We start from the raw sequence: 13127 nt of genomic DNA on the forward strand, positions 1-13127 counted from the left end.
GCCCGCGCTACATGCCGAGATCGCGGGAACGCGTCCGGATCGCCGGATGGCTCCGGCGATCCCGCAGCATTCCGGCGAACTCGACGAAAACCCCTACACGCGCCCCAGTACGTCGATGTCTTCGAGGAAGTCCTGGTGCACTTCCTCGCTCACAGTTGTCCGGGTATCAGCGATCGCATCGAGGTAGTCCTGGGTGATCGGCCCCTTTCGGCCGTTGGACGCAACCCCGGAGCCGCCGTCGTCGTACACGGCTTTTTCCAGCGCCCGCTGGGAGGCGCTTCGCGCGGCGAACTCGATATCGGCGGGCGAGAACCCCTCGGTCCGTTCCACCAACAACGAGATGTCCACCGAATCCACCACTGTGGCCGGAATGAAGCGCTGCCACATGGCTTCGCGGGCATGCACGTCGGGGAGGCCGATGGGGATGACGTAGTCGAACCGGCCGTGGCGCAGGAATGCGGTGTCCAGGGCGCGGATGAAGTTGGTGGCGCACACCAGCAGGCGGCCGGGCTGTTCACGGAACGCCGGGATGATCTTGAGCAGCTCGTTGGTGACGCCCTGCAGCGGCGATGGCGGATCGCCCGCGCGCTGCGACGCGATCTCCTCCACCTCGTCGATGAACACCACGGCGTGCTCCAGCTCGGCGATTTCCAGGAACGTCTCACGCAGTGCGCCGGCCAGGCCCTTGGGGTCAGCAGCGAGCCGGGATGGGAAGACCTCCACGAACGGCCACTCGAGGCGCGAAGCGATCGCCTTGGCGAACGTCGTCTTGCCCGTCCCCGGCGGACCGAAAAGGACGACGGCGCGCGGCGGCACCACACCGTACTCGTCGGCGAGGTCGGCCTCTGCCAGCGGCAGCACCAATCGCCGCTCCAGCAGTTCCTTTTCGCGACGCATTCCCGCCACGTTCTCCCAGAGATCCCGTGCCAGGATGCGCCCGCCGAGGAGGCTCAGAGGCTCAAGTTCCTGGCGTTGCACGGGAATGGTCCGCTCGAAGTACCGCAGGTTCTTCTTCACCACGAATCCACGGCCGAGGAACGCCTCAACTCGCGTCTCGGTTTCGGGCATGAGTGCCGACAACTTGTTGAGGCCGTGCGGCGCCATGCGGTTCTCGACGGCGGACAGCAGCGACGTGCCGATGCCGCGGCCACGGAACTCAGTCAGGGTGGCGAGGAACACGATCCAGCCTTGGTCGTGCGCGGCGCGTCCGACGGCCGCGCCCACCACTTGATCGCCGTGCACGGCGACCACAGCGTGGTCCTTTTCGCACGAGGCCAGGACCTCGGACAACGCATAAACCGGCTCTACACCGTCTGCCTTGAGGGACTCCCAGAGATGCAGGATGCCGTCCAAGTCGGACGAGTGGAAGTCCCTGATGCGCCAGTTGCTCATGGCCGTGTCTCCTGGGTCTGTGAAGTGAGTCGCCGTTGATTCCTTGGTGTTGAGCATAGGCGAACCATCGGCGTCGGACGTTGCGGGTCCGTTGCGTTACGGAGCGACGTACGACGGCGGCCTGTCGCCGCGGGCGTTCCGTTCACTGTCCTAGCTCCCACCTAAGATGGGCGCAACAAAGCGGTGTGGCGAATGTTGGCGAGGGAGAGTCGTGGGCCTGTTTTCTGGGAAAAGAATCGCCGGAACAGGCGTGCTTGCCGCTGTGCTCCTTTGGATATCACTGGTGCCAGCCGCCCAGGCAGCAGATGCGGAGGACGTCCGGGTGCATGGACATCCGATCGTGGGCGCGGAGTTGTCCGTTGACGGCGCTCAGGAATATTTCGCGAACTGTGGGGGATTCGGGGACCCTGGATACACCATCCAGTGGCTGCGCGATGGCGAGCCGGTGGAATCGAACCCAAAATATTCCCCCTCCCTCTACGTCCTTGAAGCGAATGACGAAGGAGGGCGGATCTCGGCGATCGTCACGGGTTCACCCAGCAAGTGCGCCGATCAGAAAGTGGTCACCGGCGAATCGGCGGAGATCCGGAAGGAACCAATGCGCGCGGAGGGCTTCACGGGCCGCGGAGTCTTCGAACTGCTGGGCCGGACCCACGACGGCTCCCTCATGCTGTACCTCGGCAAGGACGCATCCAAGGGTTGGAAGGACATTCGACGGGTAGGGCCTGGTTGGGGTGGCTTCACCAAGATCATTGCCGGCGGCGATCTGACCCACGACGGCGTCGCCGACCTCATGGTCGAGGACAGCCCGGATACGCTTTACCGCTTCCCAGGAACCGGCGACGGCGGGTTCCATACCCTTTACCCCAACGCCACTTGGGAGTGGAGTGCCATGGACAAAGCGGTGGGACCCGGAGACTTCGACGGTGATGGTCTGAATGATCTTCTGGGCAGCGAGGCAAATGGCAGCCTCTATGTCTTCCCGTCGCAGCCCTTTGGAGGCTGGAGTCCGCGCATCAAGGTCGGCCAGGGCTGGGACGTGATGGATCTGCTGATTGGCCCCGGGGATTGGGACGGCGACGGCAACGTCGACCTTCTGGCCAAGGACAAAGTGGGACGCCTGTACTTCTACGGCGGAGATGGCCACGGCGGCTGGACCACTGTGCGCCAGATCGGCCAGGGGTGGAACGTCTTGACCATGATTGGAAGCGCCGGAGATTTCGACCGCGATGGCTTCAACGACGTCCACGGCGTCAACGCAGCCGGCGATCTGGTCATGTACTACGGTGACGGCCGCGGCGGTTGGAAGGGCGCGGAGACAGTCGGTTGGGGCTGGAACATTTTCAACGGGCTCTACTGAACCAGCCCCCGAACCTACTGAACCAGCCCCAGAACCTACTGAACGGGCCGCAACCGCAGACCCTGCATGCCGCCGTCGACCGCCAAGGAGGTTCCCGACGTCGAGCCTGACAACGGACTGGCGAGGTACGCGACGGCGCCTGCTACCTCTGCCGGGTCCACCATCCGGCCGTGCGGCTGGCGGGCGTTGAGGGCAGCACGCTCGGCGTCCGGGTTCCCGGCGGAATCCAGCAGGCGGTTGACCCACGGGGTGTCCACGGTGCCCGGGTTCACGCAGTTCACACGGATGCCCTCACGCACGTGGTCCGCGGCCATCGCGAGTGTCAGTGACAGGACTGCTCCCTTCGAGGCGGAGTACAGTGCGCGCTGCGGCAGCCCCGCCGTCGCGGCAATCGAGCAGGTGTTCACGATCGCCGCGGCGGGGGACTCGCGCAAGTACGCCAGGGCTGCGCGGCTGACGCGGGCGATGCCCACAACGTTGACGTTGAGGACGCGCAGCCATTCGTCGTCGTCGTTCGCTGCGATGTCGCCCTGTGCGCCGATCCCGGCGTTATTGACCACGATGTCGAGGCGGCCGAACTGCTTGGCGACGGTCTCGACGGCGGAACGCACCGAGGCGTCATCGGCCACGTTGCACTGCACACCGAAGTGCGGGCTGGCTTCCGGGGCGAGATCGAGGACTGCTACCTGCGCACCGCCCGCGGCGAGCCGGTCAGCGATGGCCGCTCCGATACCGGAGGCGCCGCCGGTGACAAGTGCTGTGAGGCCTTCGAATTCCATGATCGACGACGCCATCAGGCGTTGGTGCCGGCGAAGGACGCTGACGCTTGGCTGCCAGAGCTGCCGGAACCGCCGGCCTGTGCGCGGTAGTACTCCTGGCGCTGGCGACCGAGTCCGTCCACTTCGAGTTCCACGACGTCGCCGGGCTGGATGTACGGGAACCGTCCGGAGAGGGCAACGCCTTCCGGGGTGCCGGTGAGGATGACGTCGCCCGGTTCCAGGACCATGTACTGGCTAAGGTGGTGAACCACGGTGGCAGGGTCGAAGATCATGTCCGAGGTGTTCGAATCCTGGCGGACCTCGCCGTTGACCCAGGTTCGCAGGCCGAGGTTTCCGGCGTCGACCTCTGACGCCGGAACCAGCCATGGGCCGATGGGGGTGGAGGCCGGAAGGGACTTGCCCTTGGTCCACTGACCTGCGGCGCCGGGGATCTGGTACTCGCGCTCGGAGAGATCGTTGGTCACGGTGTAGCCGGCGATGCAGGCTGCAGCCTCTTGCACCGACGAAAGGTATGACGCTTCGCGGCCGATCACTATGCCCAATTCGACTTCCCAGTCGTACTTTTCCGACGACGGCGGAATGGGCGCGGCGTCGAACGGGCCAGTAATGGTGTTTGTCGGTTTCAGGAAAACCACGGGAACCTCGGGCGGCGTTGCGCCGGATTCGGCCGCGTGGGCGGTGTAGTTGAGGCCGATGCAAATGACCGATCCCGGGCGTGCAACCGGCGCTCCAATGCGCTGGCCTTCGGCGTGGATTTCACGGAGGTTCCCGGATTTCAGGGCTTCGCGGGTGCGGGCGATACCGTCCGCGGCGAGGAACCCGCCGTCGATGTCTGTGGTCAGCGTGGCGAGGCTGAAGTATTTCTCATTGCCGTCGGCGTCCTGGGCGATGACTGCCGGTTGTTCGTTTCCGGCCGTGCCCAGCCTGGCGAATTTCAAGGTCATGGCTTCCTCCGTGCGTTTGGGACTAACATCCGAGCTCTAGTGTGCTGTTTCCGTCCATAATACGGAAATGTGACCCATTGACAAGGTAGACATCGGATGTTTAGGCTCTGGGGAGAATCGTGACACCAAACCAGGAGCCCCATGAGCATCATTACTGCAGTGGATACGTTTGATATCCGCTTCCCCACATCTTTGGAACTCGATGGTTCAGATGCCATGAACCCGGACCCCGACTATTCGGCGGCGTACTTGATCATCCGCACGGACGCCGGCGACGGGCACGAGGGCCACGGCTTCGTGTTCACCATCGGACGCGGTAACGAGGTTGAAACGGCGGCACTCGATGCCCTGCGGAATCACATTCTGGGCCGCGACGTAGAAGAGCTGTTGGCTGACATGGGCGCCACGTGGAAACTACTTGCCCACGATTCCCAACTCCGTTGGCTCGGTCCTGAAAAGGGCGTCATGCACATGGCGATCGGCGCCGTCGTAAATGCTCTGTGGGACCTGAAGGCCAAGCGTGCAGGGTTGCCGCTCTGGGAACTCCTGGCAAATATGAGCCCGGAGGAACTCGTAGCGTTAGTGGACTTCCGCTACCTCACAGACGCACTGACGCCCGACGAAGCCCTGACGATTCTGCGCACCGCGGCACCCGGCAGGGAAGCGCGCACAGCGGCACTTCGCGCCGAGGGCTATCCTGCTTACACCACAACGCCGGGCTGGTTGGGTTACAGCGACGAAAAGCTCGCGCGGCTGGCCAAGGAAGCCGTGGCAGACGGATTCACCCAGATCAAGCTGAAGGTCGGTGCCTCCTTGGAGGACGACATCCGGCGTGTCCGGACTGCGCGGGACGCTGTGGGGCCGGACATCAGGATTGCCGTGGACGCGAACCAACGCTGGGACGTCCAGGACGCGATCGACTGGATGGCCCATTTGGCGCCCTACGACATCGCGTGGATCGAGGAACCCACCAGCCCGGACGACATCCTTGGCCATGCTGCCATCGCCCGCGGTGTTGCGCCGATCCCCGTGGCCACCGGTGAACACGTCCAGAACCGTGTGGTCTTCAAACAGATGCTCCAGGCAGGTGCCCTTCAGGTCCTGCAGATTGATGCGGCACGGGTTGCCGGCGTCAACGAGAACATCGCCATCCTCCTGCTGGCGGCCAAGTTCGGAGTCCGTGTCTGCCCGCATGCCGGGGGAGTGGGCCTCTGCGAAGCGGTGCAGCACTTGTCCATGTTCGATTTCGTGGCCGTTTCCGGGACCAGGGAGGGCCGGATGATCGAGTTCGTGGACCACCTCCACGAGCACTTCATCACTCCCGTGGTTGTGCACAGCGGCGCCTACTGGCCGCCGTCGGCTCCTGGCGCCGGAAACGAAATGCTCCCCGAAACACTGTCCGCATTCAGCTTCCCTGACGGTCCCATGTGGGCCTGATAAGCCACACCGCAACGCACGTGCACGCGCACTCACAAGGAAGTGATGGCATGACCCAGCAAGCATCACCGCTGCTCTCGGTCCACGGGGTCAGCAAGAGTTTCCCAGGCGTCCGGGCCCTTCACAATATGGGGCTCGATCTCCATCATGGCGAAGTCCTGGCGCTCGTCGGCGAGAACGGCGCCGGAAAGTCGACCCTCATGAAACTGTTGTCCGGCATCCATGTCCCGGACAGTGGAAGCTTTGAACTGGACGGCAAAGCCTTCATGCCAAACGGTCCCAAGCACGCCCAGGAACTTGGCATCAGCATCATCCACCAGGAATTCAACCTGATGCCGGACCTCACCGTGGCCCAGAACATCTTCGTTGGCCGCGAGCCCCGGCGCTTCGGACTGCTCAATGAGCGTGCCCTCAACCATCGCACCCAGGAGTTGCTGGACCGCATCGGGCTGCAGTTGAATCCGCGGCAAAAAGTGGGCCAGCTGACCGTGGCCAAGCAACAGATGGTGGAAATTGCCAAGGCACTGAGCCACCACTCCAAAGTGATCATCATGGATGAGCCAACGGCTGCACTGAACGACGCCGAGGTCGCCACCCTGCACAGGATTATCCGGGGTTTCATCTCGCCGCAGACCGGAGTCATCTACATCTCCCACCGCATGGACGAACTCAAGCAGATATCGCAGCGCATCACCGTCATACGCGACGGCGAATACGTTGATACCGTCAGCACGGCCGACACCACCATGAAGGAAGTCATATCGCTGATGGTGGGACGACCGATTTCGGGAGAACAGCGGCCGACCGTGGTCCCCGCTGAAGTGCCGGACGACGTCGTTCTTTCCGTCGAGGGACTGTCCACCCGGAGCCTGCTGCGCGATGTCAGCTTCGAGCTGCGCCGCGGCGAAATACTTGGCTTCGCCGGGCTTATGGGCGCAGGCCGGACTGAGGTGGCCCGCGCATTGGTGGGCGCCGACCGCGCCGCCTTCACCCGGTTGAGGGTACGCGGTGCTGACACCACCATCCCCAATCCGGCCGCTGCCGCGAAGCTGGGCATCGGATACCTCTCAGAGGACCGCAAGCACCTGGGCCTCATGCTTGAGCGAGACGTGAAGGAAAACATCATGCTCTCCTCGCTGGCCGCGAATGCCCCTGGCGTTTTCATCAAGGAGGCTGCGCTGCGCCGGACCGCTGAGGAATACAGCCGGAAGTTGCGGATCAAGACGCCGTCCATCCACCAGCTGGCACGCAATCTCTCCGGTGGCAACCAGCAGAAGGTGGTCATTGCCAAATGGCTGGTCAAGGACTGCGACATTCTCATTTTCGATGAACCCACCAGGGGAATCGACGTTGGCGCCAAGGAGGAAATCTACAAACTCCTTGACGAACTGGCCGCAGGCGGGAAATCGATCATCATGATCTCCTCCGAGCTTCCCGAAGTACTGCGCATGTCACACCGGATCGCCGTCATGAGCGAAGGCCGGATCACAGGCTTCCTTAGCAACGCTGAAGCCACCCAGGAAGAAATCATGGAGCTGGCCACACGCCGCGCCCCCGCCACACCAGGAGCAGTGACAACTTGAGCCTTGTAGAGACACCAGCACCCCGGAATACGGACACCCAGCCTGAACCCGCAGCACCGGCGCCCGTGCGCCAACTCGCGGTCCGGTTCCGTTCATCCCTCCAGCAGCTCCTGGCATTCGGTTCGCTCATTGTCCTGGTGATCTTCTTCGGGGTGATGAACTCGAGGTTCCTGGTTCCCAGCAACCTCTCGGACATACTGCTGTCCACAGTAGTGATCGGTTTGCTGGCCCTGGGCGCAACCTTCGTCATCATTACTGGCGGCATCGATCTCTCCGTAGGAACCGGAATGAGCCTGTGCTCGGTGATGACCGGTGTGGTCCTGACTTATCTGGGACTCCCGCTCTGGGCCGGTGTGGTTGGTGGCATCCTGATGGGTGCCTTGATCGGGGCAGTCAATGGATTCCTGATTTCCTTCCTCAAGATTCCGCCGTTCATTGCAACACTTGCCACCATGCTCGTGGCCCAGGGCCTGGCTTTGGTGGTTTCCGGCACCAAACCCATCTACTTCACCAGCACGGAAGGCTTCTCCAACCTCGCCCTCGGCAAGCCGATCCCAGGACTGGTGGTACCCAACGCAGTCTTCATCTTCTTCGCTGTGGCGGTACTGGCTGGGCTCGTCATGAGTAAGACTCTTCTGGGCCGATACACGTTCTCCATCGGCTCCAACGAGGAGGCCACCGCGCTGTCCGGTATCAACGTCCGCAATTGGAAGCTGTGGATCTACACGGCCGCTGGCGCATTCACAGGGCTCGCCGGCGTCATTATTGCTGCTCGGCTTAACTCGGCGCAGCCGGGGCAGGGCATGGGCTACGAGCTTCAGGCGATTGCCGCCGTCGTGATCGGTGGAACGTCTCTCGCCGGCGGCAAAGGCTCCATTGTGGGAACAGTGATCGGCGCCCTCATCATGTCCGTCCTGACTAACGGCCTGCGCATCATCTCCGTGCCGCAGGAATGGCAGAACGTGGCAATCGGCATCGTGATCCTCGTGGCGGTCTACCTGGACATGCTTCGCAGGAAGGAGACCGCCAAATAGCCGTTGCATTCGCTCCAACCATTCGCATCCTCAGAGAACAATCCTCAGAGAAAAAGGGAGTCTTCAAATCGTGAGCAAATCCATTCATAACCGCCGTTCATTTCTCACCCTGACCGGTCTGGCCCTCGGCGCCGTGGCCATTGCCGGCTGCGAGGCACCCGCCGGATCCGCCAGCGCGGCCACAGCCAATGGCGCCAAACCCTACATCGCGGTTGTATCCAAGGGTTTCCAACATCAGTTCTGGCAGGCCGTGAAGCAGGGAGCGGACAAAGCGGCCAAGGAATTCAACGTCGAAGTCAGCTTTGAGGGCCCCAACACCGAGAAGGACGTGGATCAGCAGATTCAGATGCTCACCACGGCCCTGGGCAAGTCCCCTGCAGCCATCGGCTTCGCTGCACTGGATTCACAGGCAGCCACCCCACTCCTGGAAGAGGCCAAGAGCAAGAACATCCCAGTGATTGCCTTCGACTCCGGCGTTGACTCCAACATTCCGGCCACCACCGCCTCCACCGACAACAAGGCCGCCGCCGCGGAGGCTGCCAAGCATCTGGCGGAACTGATTGGTGGGACGGGCGAGATCGCCATCATCGGTCACGACCAGACTTCCAAGTCCGGCACCGACCGCCGGGACGGCTTCAAGGAATACATCGAGAAGAACCACGCCGGCATCAAGATCGTGGCCGTCCAATATGCCGGTGGCGACCAATTGCTCTCTGCAGACGCCGCCAAAGCAATCATTACCGCCAACCCGAACCTCAAAGGCATGTACGGCACGAACGAAGGCTCGGCGATCGGCGTGGTGAAGGCCGTAGAGGAGCTCGGCCTCAAGGGGAAGCTGACCATCGTCGGCTTCGATTCCGGCAAGGCACAGATCGACGCCATCAGGTCCGGGCTCATGGCCGGCGCGGTGACCCAAAACCCCGTCGGTATTGGCTACGAGACCGTGAAGGCGGCAGTCGCGGCGATCAAGGGAGAACAATTGCCGGGCAAGATCGATACGGGTTTCTACTGGTACGACGCCAAGAACATCGACTCCGAGACCATCAAGCCAAACCTGTACGAATAGAATCACGCTCGGATTGGGTGGGGCTGCACTCCTCCCAATCCGAGCCCGCTTGACGCTCCAAGAAGGTCCAAGGCACATCGGCACACGGAAGGCATCCCGTTGATTCAGCACGCACCATGGTTCGAGGAGGCACGATTTGGCATGTTTGTGCACTGGGGCCTGTACGCCCTGCCTGCCCGCCACGAGTGGGTGATGAACCGTGAGGAAATCACTGTTGAGGAGTACTCCAAGTACTTCCGCCGTTTTGACCCCGACCTCTACGATCCCCACGAGTGGGCCCGCGCCGCGCGTCAGGCCGGGATGAGGTACGTGGTCCTCACCACCAAGCACCACGACGGCTTCTGCCTGTGGGATTCGGCGCTGACGGACTACAAGGCCAATAACACGCCTGCGGGCCGGGACCTGGTGGGTCCCTACGTTGATGCACTCCGTGCCGAAGGTTTGAAAGTTGGCTTCTACCATTCGCTCATCGACTGGCACCACCCTGACTTCACGGTTGACGGCGTTCACCCGCAACGCAACGCGGCCGACGTCGAAAGCCTCAACGCCGGACGCGACATGGCCCGCTACCGCGATTACCTGCACGGCCAGGTTCGTGAGCTCCTTAGCAACTACGGGACTATTGATTACTTGTTCTTCGACTTCTCTTACGCAGGTTTCGGACACGGAGACAACGGCCAGGAAGAGTTCTGGGGTGGCAAGGGCCGTGAGGACTGGGGCTCGGAAAAGCTCCTGGCCATGGTCCGGGAACTCCAGCCGGGCATCGTGGTCAACGACCGGCTGGACATCCCGGGAGACTTTGTCACGCCCGAGCAGTACCAGCCAGCCGGACCCATGATGGTCGACGGCGTTCCGGTCACCTGGGAGGCTTGCCAAACCCTCAACGGCAGCTGGGGTTACGACCGGGACAATGTGAACTACAAATCCGTGGACCTGCTCATCCGCATGCTGATCGATGGTGTGGCCAAGGGCGGCAACCTGCTGTTGAACGTGGGACCGACAGGCCGGGGAAGCATCGACCCGCGCGCGCTTGCCCCGCTCAAGGGAATCGGCGAGTGGATGAAGCTACATTCCCGCTCCATCTACGGGGCGGGTGCCTCGGAGTTCACGGCACCGCCGGACGCACGCTACACCCAAAGCGGAGACAGGCTGTACGTGCACCTGTTCGCCTGGCCGTTTGAGTACGTCCATCTTCCGGATCTGGCCGGCAAGGTGGAGTACGCCCAGTTACTCAACGACGCCTCGGAGGTGTTCCTCAAGGAGGTTGACCCGCAGCAACAAGCCATCAACATGACACCCGGCGGCCAGCCCGCGGGTACGCTCACCATCAAGCTCCCCGTGCAGCGGCCCGACGTCGCCGTGCCCGTGCTGGAACTGTTCCTCAAACCGGAGGCCCACCGTGGTTGAAACCATCGCCCTTCACACCCGCCTGAAGCCGGGTACCGAGCAGGAGTACGCCGACGCCCACGCGCACATTCCTGCTGAACTCGTCGCCGCGCTGAAAGGGGCCGGTGTAAGGAACTGGCGGATCTGGCGCAGTGGACTGGACCTCTTCCACGTGGTGGATGTGGACGACTACCAGGCCATGCGGCATGCGCTCGCCGAGCACCCGGCCAACGTTCCGTGGCAGGCGCGGATGGCGGAACTGCTGGAGGTCCAGGACGACTACTCGGGCAATGATTCGGGCATTCCGCTGGTATGGGAGCTTTCGTGAGTGTTGTAGAACTGGGCAACCTCGGCTTTGGTGCGGCCGGCATCGGCAATCTCTACCGAGCGATGCCGGACGCCCAAGCTTCCGAGACGGTCGATGCCGCTTGGGATGCAGGCATCCGCTACTTCGACACCGCACCGCACTATGGCCTGGGATTGTCGGAGCGCCGCCTTGGCGCCGTGCTCCGCGAAAAACCGCGCGGTGACTTCACGTTGTCGACGAAAGTGGGGCGGCTCCTGGTGCCCAACCCCGAGGGAACCGGCACGGACGACGAAGGCTTCGATGTCCCGGCCACCACCAAACGCCAATGGGACTTCTCCGAAGCGGGAATCAGGCGCAGCATTGAGGATTCCCTTGAGCGGCTTGGCCTGGACCACGTGGACATCGCCTACTTGCACGACCCCGACGTCCACGATCTCCGGTCCGGAATCGACCATGCGCTGCCGGCCTTGGAGAAGCTGCGGGCCGAGGGCTTGGTCAAAGCCATCGGGGTCGGTACCAACTCGGCAGAGGCTGCGCTCGAGTGCGTCGAAGCTGCGGACCTCGATCTCGTTATGCTCGCCGGCCGGTACACGCTGCTCGAGCAGCCCGGCGTTCCGTTGCTGGACCGCTGCTCGGCGCTCCGCACCGGCGTCGTCAATGTTGGCGTGTTCAACTCAGGGCTCCTGGCCCGTGCGGCAGTCCCCGAAGACGCGCACTACAACTATTCGCGGGCGCCTCAGGCGCAGGTGGAGCGCGCACGGGCGCTCGCGGCGATTTGCCGCGACTTCGGTGTGGAACTCCCGACGGCGGCACTCCAGTTTGCGTTGCGGCATCCGGCTGTTGTGAACGTGACGGTGGGGGCCAGCAGCCCGGAGCAAATGACCGTCAACGCCGCACGGATGAATGAAGAAGTGCCGGAGGAGCTCTGGGCCGCTTTGGCGGGTGTGCCGGGTGATTGATTCCCACCTGCATGTGTGGGACCTCGGGCCGCTTCCGGAGCCCAACGTCGGCGCTCAGCCGGGGTCCGGCGTCGGAAGTGGCGATGGGCAGCGACCCTATTCCTGGCTCGGGCCGCAGCATGGCGCGCTCTTCCGAACCTTCGGCGAAGATGAAGCCGGAACGGTTTTGGAAGCCGCTGGCGTCAGGGGCGCGGTGCTGGTCCAAGCCGACGATACTGTTGCCGACACCCACAGCATGCTCGCCGTCGCGGCCCGGAACCCTTGGGTTCGCGGCGTCGTGGGCTGGATCCGGCTGGACACGCCCTCCGTCGCAGCAGCCCAGCTGGACGTGTTCGCAGCGAATCCGGTGTTCCGGGGAGTGCGGCACCTGGTGCACGACGATCCGCGGGACGACTTCCTTGAGCTCCCCGCGGTGCGCGAATCCCTGGGTTTACTCGCGAAGCGCGGCCTGGCCTTCGACGTTCCCGATGCGTTCCCGCGGCACCTCGGCCAAGCGGTCCGCCTTGCCCGGGACCTGCCGGAACTCACTGTGGTTCTGGACCATTTGGGCAAGCCGCCGCTCGCTGATTCGGGGGCGATGGACGCCTGGCGGGCGGATTTCCGTGCACTCGGACGGCAGGCGAACTCCGTTGCCAAACTCTCCGGCTTGCACTTGCCCGGCGTCGAGTATTCCGCAGAATTCTTACGGCCCCTCTTTGACGAAGCCCTGGCTGTTTTTGGTCCGGGGAGGCTCATGATCGGCAGCGATTGGCCGGTCAGCACGCTCGGCGCGCCCTACGGCCGGACCTTGGAGGTGCTTCTGGAACTCGTGTCCGAGCTTGCGCGGGACGAACAGGATGCCGTGCTTGAGGGGACCGCGGCCCGGACGTACCGGCTATGA

General features: G+C 63.3%; 12 protein-coding genes. 9 read left to right on the forward strand and 3 right to left on the reverse strand.

The window, feature by feature from the left end; genetic code table 11:
* Positions 1–93: 93 nt before the first annotated feature.
* The gene (locus tag ACIQC5_RS22345; protein ID WP_400287288.1) at positions 94–1392 is read right to left on the reverse strand and encodes an ATP-binding protein; all 1299 of its coding nucleotides are present in this window, start codon (positions 1390–1392) and stop codon (positions 94–96) included.
* A gap of 211 nt (positions 1393–1603) precedes the next feature.
* Here ACIQC5_RS22345 and ACIQC5_RS22350 point away from each other — a divergent pair, with 211 nt between their 5' ends.
* On the forward strand, positions 1604–2752 hold the full coding sequence (locus ACIQC5_RS22350; protein WP_400287289.1) for an FG-GAP repeat domain-containing protein: 1149 nt from the start codon (positions 1604–1606) through the stop codon (positions 2750–2752).
* A 35-nt stretch (positions 2753–2787) separates the two neighbouring features.
* Here the strand turns inward: ACIQC5_RS22350 and ACIQC5_RS22355 are convergent, their stop codons facing one another.
* Together ACIQC5_RS22355 and ACIQC5_RS22360 are read right to left on the reverse strand one after the other, a co-directional pair.
* Positions 2788–3546 (reverse strand): SDR family NAD(P)-dependent oxidoreductase, encoded by a 759-nt coding sequence (locus ACIQC5_RS22355; RefSeq protein ID WP_400287290.1) that lies wholly within the window; start codon positions 3544–3546, stop codon positions 2788–2790.
* Positions 3546–4475: a fumarylacetoacetate hydrolase family protein gene (locus ACIQC5_RS22360; RefSeq protein ID WP_400287291.1), complete on the reverse strand. Its 930-nt coding sequence runs from the start codon at positions 4473–4475 to the stop codon at positions 3546–3548. The genes ACIQC5_RS22355 and ACIQC5_RS22360 overlap by 1 nt, the downstream gene beginning before the upstream one ends.
* Before the next feature lie 141 nt (positions 4476–4616).
* On the opposite strand from ACIQC5_RS22360, the gene ACIQC5_RS22365 reads away from it, so the two are divergent.
* From ACIQC5_RS22365 to ACIQC5_RS22400, 8 genes are all read left to right on the forward strand, one after another.
* Positions 4617–5912: an L-fuconate dehydratase gene (locus tag ACIQC5_RS22365; protein WP_400287292.1), complete on the forward strand. Its 1296-nt coding sequence runs from the start codon at positions 4617–4619 to the stop codon at positions 5910–5912.
* A gap of 50 nt (positions 5913–5962) precedes the next feature.
* On the forward strand, positions 5963–7495 hold the full coding sequence (locus ACIQC5_RS22370; RefSeq protein ID WP_400287293.1) for a sugar ABC transporter ATP-binding protein: 1533 nt from the start codon (positions 5963–5965) through the stop codon (positions 7493–7495).
* Positions 7492–8529 carry an ABC transporter permease gene (locus ACIQC5_RS22375; protein WP_400287294.1) on the forward strand — a complete coding sequence of 346 codons (1038 nt, stop codon included), beginning with the start codon at positions 7492–7494 and terminating at the stop codon, positions 8527–8529. Before ACIQC5_RS22370 ends, ACIQC5_RS22375 begins: the two co-directional genes overlap by 4 nt.
* Before the next feature lie 70 nt (positions 8530–8599).
* The gene (locus ACIQC5_RS22380; RefSeq protein ID WP_400287295.1) at positions 8600–9595 is read left to right on the forward strand and encodes an ABC transporter substrate-binding protein; all 996 of its coding nucleotides are present in this window, start codon (positions 8600–8602) and stop codon (positions 9593–9595) included.
* 99 nt (positions 9596–9694) lie between these two features.
* Positions 9695–11002 carry an alpha-L-fucosidase gene (locus tag ACIQC5_RS22385; protein WP_400287296.1) on the forward strand — a complete coding sequence of 436 codons (1308 nt, stop codon included), beginning with the start codon at positions 9695–9697 and terminating at the stop codon, positions 11000–11002.
* The gene (locus tag ACIQC5_RS22390; RefSeq protein ID WP_400287297.1) at positions 10995–11309 is read left to right on the forward strand and encodes an L-rhamnose mutarotase; all 315 of its coding nucleotides are present in this window, start codon (positions 10995–10997) and stop codon (positions 11307–11309) included. Before ACIQC5_RS22385 ends, ACIQC5_RS22390 begins: the two co-directional genes overlap by 8 nt.
* The gene (locus ACIQC5_RS22395; RefSeq protein ID WP_400287298.1) at positions 11306–12247 is read left to right on the forward strand and encodes an aldo/keto reductase; all 942 of its coding nucleotides are present in this window, start codon (positions 11306–11308) and stop codon (positions 12245–12247) included. The genes ACIQC5_RS22390 and ACIQC5_RS22395 overlap by 4 nt, the downstream gene beginning before the upstream one ends.
* Entirely contained in the window at positions 12240–13127 is an 888-nt protein-coding gene (locus tag ACIQC5_RS22400; RefSeq protein WP_400287299.1) for an amidohydrolase family protein, read from the forward strand. The genes ACIQC5_RS22395 and ACIQC5_RS22400 overlap by 8 nt, the downstream gene beginning before the upstream one ends.

This window comes from Paenarthrobacter sp. NPDC092416, from assembly GCF_044755025.1.
Lineage (GTDB): Bacteria > Actinomycetota > Actinomycetes > Actinomycetales > Micrococcaceae > Arthrobacter.

What these genes read in the sequence shown, in the direction of transcription:
- ACIQC5_RS22365 (WP_400287292.1), top strand. Translation starts at nt 4,617, where the DNA reads ATGAGCATCATTACTGCAGTGGATACGTTTGATATCCGCTTCCCCACA.
- ACIQC5_RS22360 (WP_400287291.1), bottom strand. Translation starts at nt 4,475, where the DNA reads ATGACCTTGAAATTCGCCAGGCTGGGCACGGCCGGAAACGAACAACCG.
- ACIQC5_RS22355 (WP_400287290.1), bottom strand. Translation starts at nt 3,546, where the DNA reads ATGGCGTCGTCGATCATGGAATTCGAAGGCCTCACAGCACTTGTCACC.
- ACIQC5_RS22345 (WP_400287288.1), bottom strand. Translation starts at nt 1,392, where the DNA reads ATGAGCAACTGGCGCATCAGGGACTTCCACTCGTCCGACTTGGACGGC.
- ACIQC5_RS22370 (WP_400287293.1), top strand. Translation starts at nt 5,963, where the DNA reads ATGACCCAGCAAGCATCACCGCTGCTCTCGGTCCACGGGGTCAGCAAG.